Annotated in this window: 14 protein-coding genes; 2 read left to right on the top strand and 12 right to left on the bottom strand. The window is 41.0% G+C overall.

Features of this window, described 5'->3' with window-relative positions; all coding sequences use genetic code 11:
* Nucleotides 1-245: 245 nt before the first annotated feature.
* The 5 genes from V7K55_RS23025 to groES all read right to left on the bottom strand — a co-directional run bounded on the left by V7K55_RS23025 (nucleotide 246) and on the right by groES (nucleotide 5,697).
* The gene (locus V7K55_RS23025; RefSeq protein ID WP_334834983.1) at nucleotides 246-356 is read right to left on the bottom strand and encodes a DUF4351 domain-containing protein; all 111 of its coding nucleotides are present in this window, start codon (nucleotides 354-356) and stop codon (nucleotides 246-248) included.
* A gap of 96 nt (nucleotides 357-452) precedes the next feature.
* Nucleotides 453-3,110 (bottom strand): ParA family protein, encoded by a 2,658-nt coding sequence (locus V7K55_RS23030; RefSeq protein ID WP_334834984.1) that lies wholly within the window; start codon nucleotides 3,108-3,110, stop codon nucleotides 453-455.
* 12 nt (nucleotides 3,111-3,122) lie between these two features.
* Complete coding sequence (locus V7K55_RS23035; protein WP_334834986.1) at nucleotides 3,123-3,563, bottom strand: hypothetical protein; 441 nt, start codon at nucleotides 3,561-3,563, stop codon at nucleotides 3,123-3,125.
* Between the two features lie 99 nt (nucleotides 3,564-3,662).
* Entirely contained in the window at nucleotides 3,663-5,297 is a 1,635-nt protein-coding gene (gene groL / locus V7K55_RS23040; RefSeq protein ID WP_334834988.1) for a chaperonin GroEL, read from the bottom strand.
* Nucleotides 5,298-5,385: 88 nt separating this feature from the next.
* Nucleotides 5,386-5,697 (bottom strand): co-chaperone GroES, encoded by a 312-nt coding sequence (gene groES / locus V7K55_RS23045; protein WP_069071443.1) that lies wholly within the window; start codon nucleotides 5,695-5,697, stop codon nucleotides 5,386-5,388.
* A gap of 368 nt (nucleotides 5,698-6,065) precedes the next feature.
* Here groES and V7K55_RS23050 point away from each other — a divergent pair, with 368 nt between their 5' ends.
* Nucleotides 6,066-6,566 carry a (2Fe-2S) ferredoxin domain-containing protein gene (locus V7K55_RS23050; protein ID WP_334834989.1) on the top strand — a complete coding sequence of 167 codons (501 nt, stop codon included), beginning with the start codon at nucleotides 6,066-6,068 and terminating at the stop codon, nucleotides 6,564-6,566.
* Nucleotides 6,567-6,868: 302 nt separating this feature from the next.
* The gene (locus V7K55_RS23055; RefSeq protein ID WP_012407592.1) at nucleotides 6,869-7,546 is read left to right on the top strand and encodes a response regulator transcription factor; all 678 of its coding nucleotides are present in this window, start codon (nucleotides 6,869-6,871) and stop codon (nucleotides 7,544-7,546) included.
* Between the two features lie 77 nt (nucleotides 7,547-7,623).
* Here V7K55_RS23055 and V7K55_RS23060 read toward each other — a convergent pair whose 3' ends face one another.
* From V7K55_RS23060 to V7K55_RS23090, 7 genes are all read right to left on the bottom strand, one after another.
* On the bottom strand, nucleotides 7,624-7,932 hold the full coding sequence (locus tag V7K55_RS23060; protein ID WP_190892551.1) for an NIL domain-containing protein: 309 nt from the start codon (nucleotides 7,930-7,932) through the stop codon (nucleotides 7,624-7,626).
* Nucleotides 7,933-8,384: 452 nt separating this feature from the next.
* On the bottom strand, nucleotides 8,385-9,779 hold the full coding sequence (locus V7K55_RS23065; RefSeq protein WP_334834992.1) for an ATP-binding protein: 1,395 nt from the start codon (nucleotides 9,777-9,779) through the stop codon (nucleotides 8,385-8,387).
* Between the two features lie 248 nt (nucleotides 9,780-10,027).
* The gene (locus tag V7K55_RS23070) at nucleotides 10,028-11,005 is read right to left on the bottom strand and encodes a chemotaxis response regulator protein-glutamate methylesterase (protein WP_334834993.1); all 978 of its coding nucleotides are present in this window, start codon (nucleotides 11,003-11,005) and stop codon (nucleotides 10,028-10,030) included.
* Between the two features lie 279 nt (nucleotides 11,006-11,284).
* Complete coding sequence (locus V7K55_RS23075; RefSeq protein WP_334834995.1) at nucleotides 11,285-13,540, bottom strand: hybrid sensor histidine kinase/response regulator; 2,256 nt, start codon at nucleotides 13,538-13,540, stop codon at nucleotides 11,285-11,287.
* A complete protein-coding gene (locus V7K55_RS23080; protein WP_334834996.1) occupies nucleotides 13,540-14,265 on the bottom strand; it encodes a chemotaxis protein CheW in 726 nt (241 codons plus the stop codon). Before V7K55_RS23080 ends, V7K55_RS23075 begins: the two co-directional genes overlap by 1 nt.
* Before the next feature lie 9 nt (nucleotides 14,266-14,274).
* A complete protein-coding gene (locus V7K55_RS23085) occupies nucleotides 14,275-16,047 on the bottom strand; it encodes a methyl-accepting chemotaxis protein (RefSeq protein WP_334834997.1) in 1,773 nt (590 codons plus the stop codon).
* Between the two features lie 124 nt (nucleotides 16,048-16,171).
* On the bottom strand, nucleotides 16,172-16,427 hold a 256-nt coding region (locus tag V7K55_RS23090; RefSeq protein ID WP_334834998.1), incomplete at its 5' end, for a hypothetical protein.

Genomic DNA, 16,427 nt, shown 5'->3' on the forward strand with positions numbered 1-16,427 from the left:
GCGATAGGATAAGAATTAAACCACTCCAAATAGTAACATCTACATACAATAATAGAAAGATTGCTAAACATCCACATTGAAAAGTTACCTGAAGGCGTTTATGCCGAAATTTTATAGTTTAATACCTATCTTATTTTTCTCAGTTTTGTTGCTCTACCCAAACTACCAAATCTGCGACTTCTGAAAAATCAAACAACGCCTATCCCAAATTTTCCAACTGTTCAGCAGATAAATTCCTAACCTGCTCAACTAATGAATGATCCATCAATATCACCAAAACGCCGTTTAAGCTGACGACGAATTAATTTAAACGCTTCTTCTTGAACGATATCTTGATAAATTACAGACCCTTTCATAATATCCTCCCGCAAAAGTTTACGAACCAAATCTTTGTCAAACCGCAAACCCGCCAGAATTTCTATACAACCGGCGATATAAAGTTAAAAATATTTTCATACCGCGCCTCTACGATCCATTTCAAAACCATATACATAGATATCAGCAACCTTATAGCGTTTTTCTTTTTCGCGCCATTCAATAATGCCAATTTCACTTAAAGAAGAAGCAAATTCTTCAAAATCTGCAATATCATGTGCTGAATCTTGCCATATAGTATGTAATTCATCTTTAGTTAAAAGGGCTGATTTCTGCCTGAGAGATTCAAAAAATTTAGCCAAATCAGGATATTCCTCTTGGATTTCATCACAGCGTTTTTCTGATGCTTTTTTCAACCCGAATTCTAAAGATTTACTTCGCAGTAAACGATCAGTAGGTGGTTGAATTGATGATTTTCCTTTATAACTTAATTCTTGTTCTTTTGCTCCTTCTAATAATATGCTTAAACTTCGAGGAAAGGTAGTACCACTTGAGTCTGTTAATCTTTCATAAACCCATCTGGATACATATTTAGCTTTGTCTCCTGTTCTGCGACGACTTCCCCAAAGTAATTCTAAAGCTTTATCAATCAATTCTTCACTAGCTTGATCAATACTTTCAACAGCAATAGGAGAAAATTTGTCAACTAAGTTCTTGAAATCTTGAGATTGTATTACTTGGCGCAGTGCTAATCGTAAAAAATCAACCCTAGTCCACTGTAAAAGAATATCGCGTCCATTGAAATGACTTCTGTTGTCAAAAATTAAGCGATTCCATATATCTTCTCTTAAGAAAACTTTAAACCTAATTGCTGTTAATCTGTTGGCATCACAAGACTGAATCAATTGAAATAAGCCAGTGATTGCTTGTTGTCTTACTTCTCCTGCCTGACGAAAGTCTTCATCTAAATCATCGTAAAGAAACCACAGTTTTTGAGATTTATTTTGGGCTTCTTGATTAATTATATTTATGACATCTTTGACGATAAGTCGCAAATTATAATCAGTAGATAATTGTAGCAAAGCTTGGGTATATTCATACTGCCATCCTTCTTTAGGTAACTTATTAATAATTTCTTTCAATTCGCTAAACTTGTTATCTTTAGGGAATTTAAATAATTTTTCTTGATGACATCTCAGCAGTAAATAAGCTCTCCAAAAAGATTCCCATGTTCCATCATTTTGCTGCAAATGTCGATGAATGACTTGGAATTCATCACGAGAGGGACGGCTTTCCTTAAATCTACCATGTGCTGACAAAAATACAGTATTATCCAATCGTCCATGAGCAAGTTTTTGACCAACGCTTTTGTGTTTTAAAAAAAGTGAATACAGAGCAGTTTTACCTGTTCCTTTTCGTCCTCTTATTAAACAGGTAGTATCATCTAAGAATTTTTCAAAATCAGTGGTACGCTGAAATATTAGACCCAAATGTTCTGTATCAGCAGCATTTACTTCAGGAAATTGTAGGCTTTCAATAATAGTCCAGCGTTTTTCTGAGTTAGTTAAAATATTTTTGCGTTGGAGTTCATCAGTTTCTTCATCAATCAAATTGGCAATTTTATTATAGTAATCTAGTATAGCTGGGACAGGATAGTTGTCAGCCAAAGCAATTAGCGACAGGTAAGGAACTACTAAAGGTTCTTCTATTTCTGATTGATAATTATCTATATTTTCTTCATTATTATTTACTGTTTTTATTCTTTCAAACAAAGATTTATTAATTTTTTTTATTTTAGACAAGCTTTTTTTACTAACATCAGGTACAGGAGAAAAAACAAAATTAATCGACAATTCTTTCAGGCTTTGAAGCGATTCTAAAAGTACTTCTATGCCCTGTTTGTTTTGCTCATTAGGAAAAAGAAAAATGATTGCTTTGTCAGCAGCTTCGATTAATGATAAAGCTCCCCATTGATTAATTCCGGTTCTCGAATCAATTAAGAGAATATCAGGTTTTAATTGTTCGTAAATTTCACTTTTGAAAACAGACCAAAGACTTTGATCTCCATCAATAACAGTTGTAGCATGAAGATCATCAACCTTAGAAACATAATCAAGATTGAGAGAACCAGCAGGAACAACAAATAATCTCCCTGTGGCGTTAGGTATTCTCACTTCACCAAATATTTCTGCGATTGAAATACTTGGTTCTATTCCTTCTGGTAAATAGGAACGCTCATAAAAATAGTCAACAATTCCATATTCTGGTTGAGGCTTGAGGTAGAATGCTGTACTCAAACCAGGTGCTTCTAAATCTAAATCCACAGCTACAACTTTACGTCCTCGCATCGCCAAAATCCAAGCAACATGAGTTAATGCTGTAGTGCGTCCTACTCCTCCTTTAAAGGAATAAAAGGTTACGGTTCTGGGTAAACTGGGTTCACGCTGCGGAAGTTGAGGTTGATTTTGCGGATTTGCTGCTTGAATTGCTAAATCTTGCCAAGTTTTTACTGAAGCTGTATTAAAAGCCTGTGGTGCTGAAAGATTTAGTGAATCTGCTTCTTGACGCGTATATAAGGAAATAAACCCAGGAGATAAATGAGGAACTTGTGATTTAAGTAAATTAAAACTTTGTTCTTTCCTCTGAGGGATAGATAAATTAATAAAGCGATCGCTGACAATAGTCAAATTCAATAAACCTGATGTAGAAATATTTAAATCAACCCATTCTTGTGAATTATGCACATATTGGTTTACAATTTCCTGCTTTAGCAAAACCTGCCAACTTTCCTGCATTTGAACACCTCTTTAAAGTTGAGTAGCTTGCTTTTGTAACCACCTCTTGAGACTCCGATAAGCTTTTAACCAGCGTTTATAACTTTCATCATCAGGCTCAAGGCCACAATAACGCATAGTTATAAAATTTTGGCTATTTGGATTTTCCACTTCAGTAAGCCATTTTTGCACTTCAGGATAATTATCAATTCTAGATTTAAGTCGATTGTGCCGCTTTAATGCTTCCATGTAATTATGTCCCGGATTAGTAATAGTATGCCCAGGATTAGTAGAATCTGTCTTCCATTCCTGAGTTGCACCCTTTGGTAAGGTAGCAAAAATCATTGCTTTTAATAAACATTCAATGGTTACACCTCCAAAGTGCATAGCGGCTACTCTTCTTTCCGATTCCTTTCTACATAATATTTCAGTATCAAGGTGACGCTGCATAAAAGCGGCTTGGTAATCTTCCATTTCGTTATTTTCTCGTTTGAAACACCTGAATCTTGACATAAAAAAAACAGCCGCCTCCACAAAGGAAGCAGCCGTTTTAACAAATTATGTAACTACGTATTAGTAATCGAAGTCGCCACCACCAGCGCCACCGCCAGCAGGAGCGCCATCTTTAGGTTCCGGCTTGTCAACTATAATACATTCGGTTGTCAACACCATACCAGCGATGGAAGCAGCGTTTTGCAGAGCAGAACGAGTCACCTTAGCAGGGTCAACAATACCAGCAGCTAACAAATCGACGAATTCGTTTGTCGCAGCATTATAGCCAACATTAAATTCTTTCTCTTTCACGCGTTCAGCTATAACAGCACCATTCTGACCGGCGTTTTCAGCAATTCGCTTCAGAGGTGCAGGTAAGGCGCGAACGACAATCAAAGCACCAATCAACTCTTCATCTTTAAGATTGCTCTTTGCCCAAACTTCCAATTCAGGAGCAAGGTGAGCCAGAGTTGTACCACCACCAGGAACAATACCTTCTTCCACAGCAGCTTTAGTGGCGTTGATAGCGTCTTCTAGGCGCAGTTTCTTGTCTTTCATTTCGGTTTCGGTTGCTGCACCAACTTTCACTACAGCCACACCACCAGATAGTTTAGCAAGACGCTCTTGTAGTTTCTCTTTGTCGTAAGAAGATTCGGTTTCATCTATTTGACGACGAATCTGTTCGACACGAGCCTTAACAGCAGCTTCGTTACCTTCGGCAACAATTGTAGTGCTGTCCTTGGTAATGGTGATCCGGCGAGCTTTACCCAGGCTATCTAGCTTGGTGTTATCTAGCTTCAAACCAGCATCTTCGGTAATTAGTTGACCACCAGTTAAAACAGCGATGTCTTCTAATAGTGCTTTGCGGCGATCGCCAAAACCAGGAGCCTTAACAGCAGCCACGTTGAGTACACCGCGCAAACGGTTTACTACTAAGGTTGCCAAAGCTTCTTTTTCAATATCTTCAGCGATAATCACCAAAGGACGACCAGCACGAGCTACTTGCTCTAAAACTGGTACGAGGTCTTGTACCAAAGCGATTTTCTTATCGGTCAGCAGTATGAAAGGTTCATCAAAAACCGCTTCCATCCGCTCAGGGTCGGTAGCGAAATAAGGAGAGATGTAGCCTTTGTCAAAGCGCATCCCTTCAGTGATTTCCAACTCGGTGAACATAGATTTCCCTTCTTCTAGGGAAATTACGCCTTCCTTACCCACCTTGTCCATTGCTTGGGCAATCATCTGACCGACTTCTTCGTCATTACCAGCCGAGATCGCACCAACTTGGGCAATGGCTTTGGAATCTTCCACTGGACGGGCGTGTTCTTTGATTTTGTCTACCAAAAAGGCAGTAGCTTTGTCAATACCACGCTTCAGGGAAATTGCGTTAGCACCAGCGGCAACGTTCCGCAAGCCTTCTTTGACGATCGCATGAGCTAAAACGGTAGCGGTGGTAGTGCCATCGCCCGCAGCATCATTGGTCTTAGAAGCAGCTTGACGAATCAAAGCTACACCAGTGTTTTCAATATGGTCTTCTAATTCGATTTCTTTAGCGATCGTTACACCGTCATTGACGATTTGCGGTGCGCCAAATTTCTTTTCTAGAACTACGTTACGACCTTTGGGGCCAAGGGTGACAGCTACAGCCTCAGCCAGGATGTCAATGCCTCGTTCTAAGGCGCGACGGGCGTTTTCGTTGTAGATAATGCGCTTTGCCATATTATTTGTCCTTTGTCATTTGTTTTTTGTTTTTTGTCTTTTGTCATTTGTCATTGGCTAATGACTAATGACCAGTGACTAATGACAATTAGATAACGACTGCTAAAATATCTTTTTCAGAAAGCAGTACATATTCTTCGGTGCCGAGCTTGATATCAGTGCCAGCGTACTTGGAGTACAGCACTTTATCGCCGACTTTAATTTCCAATTCCTGACGGCTACCGTCGTCGTTACGCTTGCCAGGACCAAGGGCAACAACTTCCCCTACCTGGGGCTTTTCCTTGGCGGTATCGGGCAAATACAGACCACCTGCGGTCTTTTCCTCTGAGGCGTTCACTTTTACGAAAACGCGATCGCTCAAAGGTTTAACTGTAGAAACGCTTAAAGATAAGGCTGCCATAATTATTTTCTCCAGAGATTAGCACTCTCAACCCCTGAGTGCTAATCTACCGAAAATTGGCATCCAATGGCAAGAATTCCTTTAGTACGGGTTCCCGAACTAGGAGAGCGTTAGTGTACTTAAGTATAAATGCCTAATTATTTTTACTCTGCGGGTTCTGTCCTGTAAGCTCCGTATATTTTTATATGGTCAAAGGGAGTCGGGAGTCGGGAGTAGTGAAGAGTTTTCCCAATTCCCAATGACGGCAGTTGCTCCACTTGGGGAAACCACAAGACCGCACTGCCTCCCCAATGCCCCATTCCTCTGTCAGTCAACTTTATTTGCAAACCTTGCAAATTGTTATAGAACTGTAATCAGGGAGCCGCTCGATGAGTAACAATACAGTGATCCAGCCCAGCCATCAAATCCCTAAATCTACTAAATCTCTAGAAGATAAGCTCCTGAGTAATTGTGCAGAAAGTTTAGGACTTGCAAAGATTCAGCGACACATTTTTATTTGCGCTGACCAGACAATTGCTAATTGCTGCTCAAAACGAGCTAGTCTGGAATCCAGGGAATACTTAGAAGAGCGACTTAAAGAGTTAAAACTTGATGAGCCGCAACAGAATTATCCCTTATGCGTCTATAGAACTAAAGCCAACTGCTTGCGTGTTTGTTGTTCTGGACTCATAATAGTGGTTTACCCTGATGGTGTCTGGTATCGCCAAGCAAAATTGGAAGTTATTGAGCGGATCGTTCAAGAACACTTAATAGGCAATAAGGTGGTAGAAGAATATGCATTCTTAAACCATCCTTTGCCAGAAACTTCCCTAGTTTCTTGTGAACACCTCATAGAGGCTTGGCAACCGAAGGATATGGTAGAGCAGTAAGCTTTAAGAAAGTGCGGGTTGGTTTTGAGGTAGGGTCATCTTTAAGCCAATACTTACTTGTGAGTTAGAAGGATTATTATTTAATCAGTGTTTTTTTGCCCGCCACTTTCAATGCGATATATAATAGCGCATTATAGATACTACTGCTATACGTATCCTTGCTGGACTTTTGCTATCGAGCTACTAGTCTCTTGAAAGTGCTCGGCATTTTTGAGGTTTCGAGACAGCAAAGGCAAGTTAAGTAGGAAAAAGGACAATATCTCGAAATAACCCACCATAGAGGATAAATATTCAAGACTTTGATGGACCGAAGCGCGACAAGTGCCACTGCTATGAAAGAGCCCAGCATGAAAGATCACAAACGACTCCTATTGATTGATGATGACCCTAACCTCATCTTGCTGGTGAAGGATTACTTAGAATTCCGGGGATACGAAGTCATCACCGCCGAAAATGGACGTGAAGCTCTGGAAATTTTAGAGCAAGATGTTCCAGACATGATTATCTGCGACGTGATGATGCCGGAAATGGACGGATATACTTTTGTGGAACAAGTCCGGCAAAACGAACGCACCAGTTGGATTCCGGTTCTTTTCCTTTCAGCTAAGGGACAAAGTGCAGACCGAGTTAAGGGTCTGAATAAAGGTGCTGATGTTTATATGGTCAAACCCTTTGAACCAGAAGAACTCGTAGCGCAAGTTGAATCCTCGCTGAAACAAACTATCCGTTGGAAAGAACACCAAGCTAAAGGAGGCGAAAACGGTTCCCGCATCCAGGTTCCCTTCGATGTGCAATTAACCCCAACTGAACTGAAAGTAGTCCAGTTTGTCGCTAGGGGTTTAGCTAACCGGGAAATTGCTGAAGAACTAAATGTTAGTCAGCGCACAGTTGAAAGCCATGTGTCCAATATGTTGGGCAAAACCAATCTTCACAACCGCACTGAACTAGCGCGGTGGGCGATTGAAAATCAAATGGCTTAAACAAAGTTAAGAGTTAAAAGTTAGGAGTTACGAATTATGAATTTTTTAACTTCTAACTCCTAACTCCTAACTAAGATTTACCACCCATCTTCTTCAGGGCTGGATTGGTGCAAAACTTCTAAATCCAGTTCATCCAGGTAAGTTAGGGCGCTTTCAATCTGAGAAACAGTACCTCGCAGTTCCAGATCGAAGCAGCTATATTGTGGCACGTTTGCGCTTACCTGAGCATCAGCAATAATGACTATGACCCCATAGTGAGAAACCAGCCGTGAAATGACTGGTTCCTCGTGTAAGTCTTTAGGAATGCGAACCTGGATGCGAGTTTGGGTGCGTCTATTATCTAAAATATCAGTATTAGATTTTACTTGTTTATTTGGAATTGCCATTCTAGCTTCCTATTCGACTTCTTGGATAAGGGTTTAGCTTTGCACGATTTCTTTTAACACTAGCGTCACTCATCCCATGTACGCAAGCGGTAGCAAATGATTCATAATTCATCATTAAGATTCGATGATGTAAATTATGGATTCCGGTAAACAAGTGCGATCGCGTCTAAGGATTTTGGATTTTTTAACTTATAATTTTTGGCGGCAGTCAGTAAGCAATAATAAATCAAAAATCGGCGGGAATCCCGTCTCTTAAAAGGGTGTCGGGGATAGCTGCTCACCGCTTTAGGAATAAGAATTAAATAACATACAATTTATGTCCCTGGCTTACCTCACCCTCAATCCTTCTCCGATATATTGGAGAGGGAAGCTATATAGGGGATGAAGTTTTGAATTTTATTTAATAGTACCAATGACCAATAACCCAATGACAATTCAATAAAACCGAGGAGTTAAATGTTGCTTTTATGAGTAATAGGTAATCCTATTGGAATTTCAATCGCAAATTCCGTTCCATAAGTAAGTTCAGACTTTAGCTGGATATTGCCATGATGTTTCTCAATAATTTGATGGCTAATTGCTAAACCTAATCCTGTTCCTTTGTTGATAGGTTTGGTTGTAAAAAAAGGATCAAATATCTTGCTTTGAATCTCAGAATCTATTCCATTACCGTTATCTTTAAATGTTATTATGACTGTTTCCAATTCAGTTACTTCAGTCTTAATCACAATTTGCCTTTGGATCTGATTATCTAACTCTAGTAAAGCATCAATGCCATTACTAAGGATATTCATGAATACTTGGTTTAGTTGGGCTGGATAACATTGAACTGGTGGAAGATTACCATATTTTTTAATAATTTCAATTTTTGGATGTAGGCGATGATTTAAAAGTAATAAAGTACTTTCAATACCTTCATGAATATTGACAGCTTTTTTATCTGATTGATCGAGTCGAGAAAAGTTTCTGAGAGACAGCACAATGTCACGAATCCGATCGGTTCCTATCCTCATGGATGAAAGAATTTTTGGTAAATCCTCTATGATAAAATCCAAGTTAAAATCACCATACTCATCTTCCAATGTAGGTAAGGATTCAGAATATTTTTCTTGATATAGTTCGATTAAATTTAAAAGACAATTTACATGGTTATTAAGATGATTAAAATTGCCATGAATAAAATTAACAGGATTATTAATTTCATGGGCTAAACCTGCAACCATCCTACCCAAGCTAGACATTTTCTCAGTTTGAACTAATTGAACTTGGGTAGTTTGTAATTCTCGTAAGGTATTTTCTAATTGTTGTGCTTGAAGTTTGGCAGTAGCAGTTGCTGTCGTGAGTGCTTTGAGGTTATTGTATGCCTTGGAATGATAACGAATGCGGGCAATTAATTCAACTGCATCGGGTAGCTTGATTAGGTAGTCATTTGCACCCTCAGCAAAGGCATCAGCTTTCAACTTTGCTTCTTCTTTACTGGATAGCATGACGATAGGAATATCACGAGTTACTGGATGAGAGCGAAACCAACGCAGTAGCATTAATCCATCGATATCTGGCATGATCATATCCAAAAAGATCGTCGTTGGTTCTATGGCGATCGCATCTTGAATGGCTTTAGCTGGATTACTTGTGTAGTGAAGGGATATATCTGTTTCTGTCGCAATCATCCGACGAAAGGCTTCGCTGATAATTACCTGATCGTCAATTAGCAAAAGTCTGACTGCGGATATTTTGGAATCTGGAATAAATGGCACATTTTGTGGGGTTTGTGGTTCACTCCACTTTGGTGATGATATTCCTGTCTTTGGAGATATTTGTAAGAGTGCTGTTTCTTGCAGGTTCATTTAGCACCTCTAAGTGGTGTTTGTTTAAAAAGTGACAAACTAATAAATAAAGTCAATTAACTTATGATGTTGCAATTATATACTAGTAGAACGATATAGATGGTAATTTGAAATACTTCGTAAAGGTATTTTAATAATTTAGTCCAGTTTGGAGCGACTGATTACTCTAAGATATTCAAGGTGAATACCAAGGAAACTAGATAGTATAATCAAGTAATTAGATATCTAAGTATTTATCCGTAAATATGCTATGATAAAAACTTGATACAGGCTGGTGCGATCGCCTCAACTGGTAAAACCTGCACCGCAGCTTTTAATTCCACTGCTACTTTCGGCATACCATAGACAACGCAAGTTTTGCGGTCTTGGGCAATAGTGTGCCAACCTGCTTCACGCAATCGTTTTAAGCCTTGAGCGCCATCTCGACCCATCCCCGTCAGCAACGCCCCAACTCCCTTTCCAGTCCAATTTTTAGCCACACTCTTGAAGAAAACGTCAATCGATGGACGGTAGGAATAATTTAGTGGTTCTTTGTCATAACCAAGGGTGAGATCGGGACGCATCACCAAATGAAGATTTGTGCCGGCAACAAGAATTTTACCAGGCTGTGGTGATGCGCCTGCGATCGCAATTTGCACAGACAGAGAAATTTGCTCATTTAACCAAGTGGCAAAACCTTGGACAAATTGGGCATCTATGTGCTGAACAACAACTACAGCCGCCGGAAAATCTTGGGGAAATTGAGAGAGAATAGTTCTCAATGCTTGGGGGCCACCAGTAGAAGATCCCATCACAATTAGGGGTGAGAGTGATTTTGAGTGATGGACAGGTGGCGATCGCCGATGTGAAGATTTACCAATTAAGCGGGCGATCGTGGCAATTTTTATTAATAGCGCATCATCACCGAATGCTGGCGTGTTTATCGCATCTAAGGCTCCATAGCCGATTGCTTCAAAAACCTGGGCTGCATAGCGATTGACGCTAGCAGTAACCATGACAATAGCGCAGGGAGATTGGCTCATAATGCGCCGTGTCGCTTCTACTCCATCCATGCTGGACATCAACACATCCATCAAAATTAAGTCAGGGGTATCAGCCGCACACTTGCTCACAGCTTCCGCACCATTGTAGGCAATCCACGCCAGCTTGCAATCTGGTATTTTTGCTATAATCCGCCGCAATGCCTCTACAGCCATGAACATATCGTTAGCGATCGCAATTCTCACAGGCTATACCATTTTGGATTTTGGATTGTCAAAGGTTTATTTCTCAATTTAAAGTTGACACAATAAATAGTTCGGTTAAGGCAAGAGACGCGATAAATCGCCGTCTCTACAAAAGATTTATATTGTATATTTTTAATTTATAATTTTCATCAAAAAAACCTTTAACCCTTACCCTTTAACCTTTTCCTAAAACCTGATTCAGAATTAAAAATGCAAAATCCGAGAAGTATTCAATATTGTCTGAGAATAAAGCTTTTTAATCCAAAATCTAAAATTGGTTTATGCTTCTCCAATTAAATCAATCACCGCCTTTAATAGAGTGTCATCATGAAAACTACTTTTAGTTAAGTAATAGTCTGCACCTGCTTCTAAGCCTTGCAATCTGTCTTCTTCCCGGTCTTTGTAAGAAACGATAATCACGGGTGTTTGCTTCAACTTGGCGTGAGTTTTTATCTGGCTGGTGAGTTCAAAGCCGTTCATTCGGGGCATATCAATATCTGTCACCACTAAGTCATAATCGCCGCTACGGACTGCATTCCAACCATCAACGCCATTAACAGCCACTTCAGCTTTGTAACCATTATTTTCCAAGAGTTTGCGCTCCATTTCGCGCACGGTGATTGAATCATCCACTACTAACACTCGCTTGTAAATTTTGGTAACTGCTTGATGAGTAGACTGATTTACTTGAGAGAGTTGTCCGCTAGAAAACACCTTCACAATGGAACGTACCAAATCTTCGACATCGACAATCAACACTGGCGAACCATCATCCATGAGGGCGGCGGCGCTAATATTGGCGACTTTACCAAGGCGGGGATCTAAAGGTCGGACAACCAAACTGCACTCACCGAGAAACCGATCTACAACTAATCCATAATGGTTGAGGCGATCGCTAATCACAATCACTGATAGCGATTCTATATTCACCCCAGGCGATCCTAACTCTAAAACTTGACTCGCTAAAATCAACTCCACAGGTTGATTATTCATCAGGAAAAATGGGCGATTTTCCGATACAGCAATCTTAGACCTGGATAATATCAACACTTGTTCAATACGTGTCAGCCCAAAAGCATAGGGTTCACCAGCAATTTCCACCAACAGGGTGCGAATCACAGATAGCGTCAACGGTAACTGCAAGTAAAAGGTCATGCCCCTTCCCAATACAGAAACCGCCCGCAGCGTTCCGCCAACTTCCCGCACTGTGTTATTGGCTATATCCAAACCCACACCGCGTCCCGAAATTTCGGTGACAGTCTGGGTGGTGGAGAAACCAGGTAAAAACAGGAACTCCATCAACTCAACTTCGGTAAGTTGGGCAGCCATTTCTGGGTTTGTCAGTTGTTTAGCGATAACTGCTTGGCGCAAAAACTCGATATCGATTCCCCGTCCATCATCTGCAACAGTGATAAACAGCATTCCGGCGCGATGGGTAACTTCAATGCGAATAATTCCTTCTTCTAGCTTTCCGGCTGCTAGACGTTCCTGGGGCAATTCAATGCCATGATCGATCGCATTTCGCAGGATATGAGTCAATGGGGCTTCTAGGCGTTCTAGAATATCTCGATCTACCAGAGTAGACTTACCAAAGATTTCCAGTTTCACCCGTTTACCCAATTGTCTTGCTAAGTCACGTACCATTCGCGGAAATCCCTGTCCCCCATCCGCAAAGGAACACATTCGGGTAGCAATAACTTCCTGATATAGGCGCTGGGCAAGGTTAGCAGAACGCTGAGAAAATTTTTCTAGTTCGTTTTGGCGATCGCTCATCATCTGGTAACATTCGTTAGCCTTTTGATGAGTTGCACTCAAGGTTTCCTTAATTTGTCGATCCAGATGATAGTTGCCTAATAACTCCTGTAACTTCTCCAGGAGGTTGGACAATTCCCCCTGATTGTTTCTCAGCTTCAACAAAGAATTAGCAAATGGTTCTAAAGAGTTCGCCTCAACTAAAGACTCTCCAGCTAAACCCATCAAGCGGTTGAGATTTTCAGTACTCATTCGCACCGCCCGATTTTGGGTAATGCCTAGTTCTTCTGAAGATGGGGAGATAAGGGTTGTTTGTTGGTTTTCTTCTAACTGCGCCGTTGTTAGTAGGGGAGGAATTTCTGTAGAGATTGTCTCTGGAGTTAGGATATTAGCGATCGCACCCACTAACGATTGAATGCCGATATTTTCTAAACTTTGCAAATTTGGGTTAGCTGTGAACGTTTTAGCTATACGCAGGAGCATATCTGCCCCTTGCAACAACACATCAATGCGATCGGCAGTTAAGGTAACTTTCCCTACTTGAGCCGCAACAAAGCAGTCTTCCATGACGTGGGCAAGGTTGACAACCGGATCGATTTGGACAATTCGGGCAGCGCCTTTGATGCAATGGGCTGCCCGCATTAAGGCTTCAAGTTCTTCTTGGGGATCGGGCTTCGTCTCCAGTGCTAACAGGCAATCGTTCAACACCACAACCTGAGCTTTTACTTCCATGTTGAATAAATCAAGCAAGGAAAGATTGCTGACATCAAATTCTTCTAACATCACAGCACCTTCCTAGCTAAGGTGGTGAATAACAATTCATCATCTAAATAGCTGACACTGTGCGATCGCATTGGTGAAACGCCAGTTTGCCAGTGAAATAATCCTTTAGTATAGGCTTGAGTTCCTTGAGTCAGACTCTTAGGCGCATCTTGTAATTCATCCCGGTGAAATCGGTGTATCCCATAAAGTTCATCTACAGCAAAAACCCAAGTGTTACCTGCCTTTTCCAGCACCACCAGGCGCGAATAGACTAATGGACTCACGGTTTGTACTGCTGTATCAGCAACTTCCAGATTCAGCAAATGACTCAAAGAGATACACAATAGTAATTCGCCTCGGATATTCACCAATCCCCGCAAGATTTGATTGCTGCGATGCGGTAGAGTATGAATCACCCTTGGAGGGGACATTTCTTTGAAGATTTGGGCAGAAAGTGCTAGCCATTCCCGTTGGAGACGAAAAATTACAACCGTTATTTGAGTTGTGGGCAAAGCATGGGATGGCATCAGGGAATTTTCATCAGTTCTAGATTCTGCCAATAACTGAGTCCACTGATGGCGATAATCTCCAGGTATAGGGCGCTCTAGCAAATGCCGTCCAGCAGTAGAGTAAACGGGACAATTGCGGCAATGGGTATAGGTGGCTAATTGGGGACAGGAGCGATCGCCCTCAATGCCGATAAAATTCCAACAACGTTCAATATTTGATGGTATGACGGGGTTCATAAGGGCTACTCAAGAGAGTTGGTGAATCAGGGGTATAGCGTCTTCTGTTTTCACCTGAAAGCGGGCAATCTCTTGACGCAATCCCTGCGCCACTTGGTTAAGTTGTGCTATAGCATGATTAATTTCCCGCAAGGAATCTGTAGTTTGCACGGATGTGCTGCTCAACTGCACCATCGCCTCACTAATTTGTTGCGCTCCCACAGATTGGGTTTCCATACCCTGGCTGACAAACTCAAATCGCGGATTCAGGTCTTGTACTTGCTGGATAATTTGCCCAACTTGTGTACTAATGCTGGCAACATCCTCTATATTTCGCCCTACTTCTGCGGCAAACTTGTCCATCTCCATTACACCTGTAGAGACTGAAGATTGCATCTGCTTCACCATCTGCTCAATATCAAGAGTAGCAACGGCAGTTTGATCGGCTAGTCGGCGAATTTCTCTAGCAACTACAGCAAAGCCCAAGCCATATTCCCCAGCTTTTTCGGCTTCGATCGCAGCATTTAATGACAGCAGATTTGTTTGGTCTGCCACCTTGGTAATTGTGACGACGATAGTATTAATGCTGTTTGCCTTTTCGCTAATTACTCCCAGTCGAGCAGCGATCGCATTAGTGGCTTCTGCTAACTGGCGCATAGTGGTTTCCATCCGCACGATATCTTTTTGGCTATCATTCGCTGCTGTCGTCGTGATTTGGGAAATGGTCGCAACTTGTTCCATTGCACTTACAAGTTCTCTAGAGGTAGCGGAAATTTCTTTAGTAGCGGCAGTTACCTCATTAGTAGAAGCTATCTGCTCAACGAGCGTCCCTTCTAATTGTTTACCCGAAGCTGCTAATTGAGTAGCTGAAGTAGTCACTTGGATGCCTGAATGCTGTACCTGACGAATCAGAGTGTTGAGATTCTGGGTCATGCCTTGGAAAGCACTTAATAGTCTATTCATTTCATCTTTGCTGTTGGGATCAGCCCTAACCTGAGTTGTTAAGTTACCCGTGGAAATTTGCTCTGCAACTCTAACGACACTCATAACCTGAAATGCAATTTGTCGAGCGATTACAAACCCCAAAACAATTGCAGTTATGGGGCCAATAGCGATTCCTATAGAAATCCAGAAAATGCTACGAGCTACATTTTGTTCGACTTCCTTTTGTGTATCTGATATGTAACCTTCATTAAGTTTTAAAAGTTTGCTTGCTTGATCGTCAGTTATTTTAAATAACGGTTCTTCCCTATTTGCTCCCTCAGAATCCATACGATTACGTAATTGCAATGCCGCTTGAATAGTGGCAAAATCCGATGATTTTTCTTTACCTGCACGCATTAATTCAATTTGTTTTTTCCAAGGATTGGGAACACCCAGTTGATTGAATTGTTGCTCAATATCTAACAATTTCTCATGGGCTTGCTTCCAGACACCCAGTTGTTCTTTAAGTAAGTCATACTCTTTTTTTTCTTGTTCGCTTAGTGGCGTTGCTTCGTACTGCTTAATACCATCGTTAATCTGTTTCCAAGCGTCCTGGATTTTAGTTATTGCACCCTGTCTTTCACTAACAGTGACTTCAGGATCAAATAGTGAGCGTTCTGCCGATTGGATTTGTGTCTGACCTTCGTTAATCTTCCATATCCCGGACACACTGGGGATGTTATCCGTCTCTAAGATGTTAATGTACTGATTTAACTGGTTGGTGGTGAACCATCCCAGCAAGGCCATACTGAGTACAATCAGTCCCATGAATAAAAATGAACCGATCAACCGTGTTTGCAAGGTCATGTTCTTGAACATTGGATGTCCTACTGTTCCTCTGCTGCTGTAAAACGCCTTCAACTCCTAAAATTCCCAAATCACAAACAAGATGAACAGTCTGTATTTTTATTTTGAAAAAAATTATTAAGTAGGTAGCCTTAGTTTAGAGACTAGCTTTTTCTTCTAATGTGAAAGTGTTGAGTTCTGAAGTGGATGAACGGAGTTCTGAGGTGGATGAACGGAGTTCTGAGGTGGATGAACGGAGTTCAAAGGTGGATGAACGGAGTTCAAAGGTGGATGAATGGAGTTCAAAGGTGGATGAACGGAGTTCAAAGGTGGATGAACGGAGTTCAAAGGTGGATGAACGGAGTTCAAAGGTGGATGAACGGAGTTCAAAGGTGGATGAACGGAGTTCAAAG

This window comes from Nostoc sp. (assembly GCF_036919895.1).
Lineage (GTDB): Bacteria > Cyanobacteriota > Cyanobacteriia > Cyanobacteriales > Nostocaceae > Nostoc.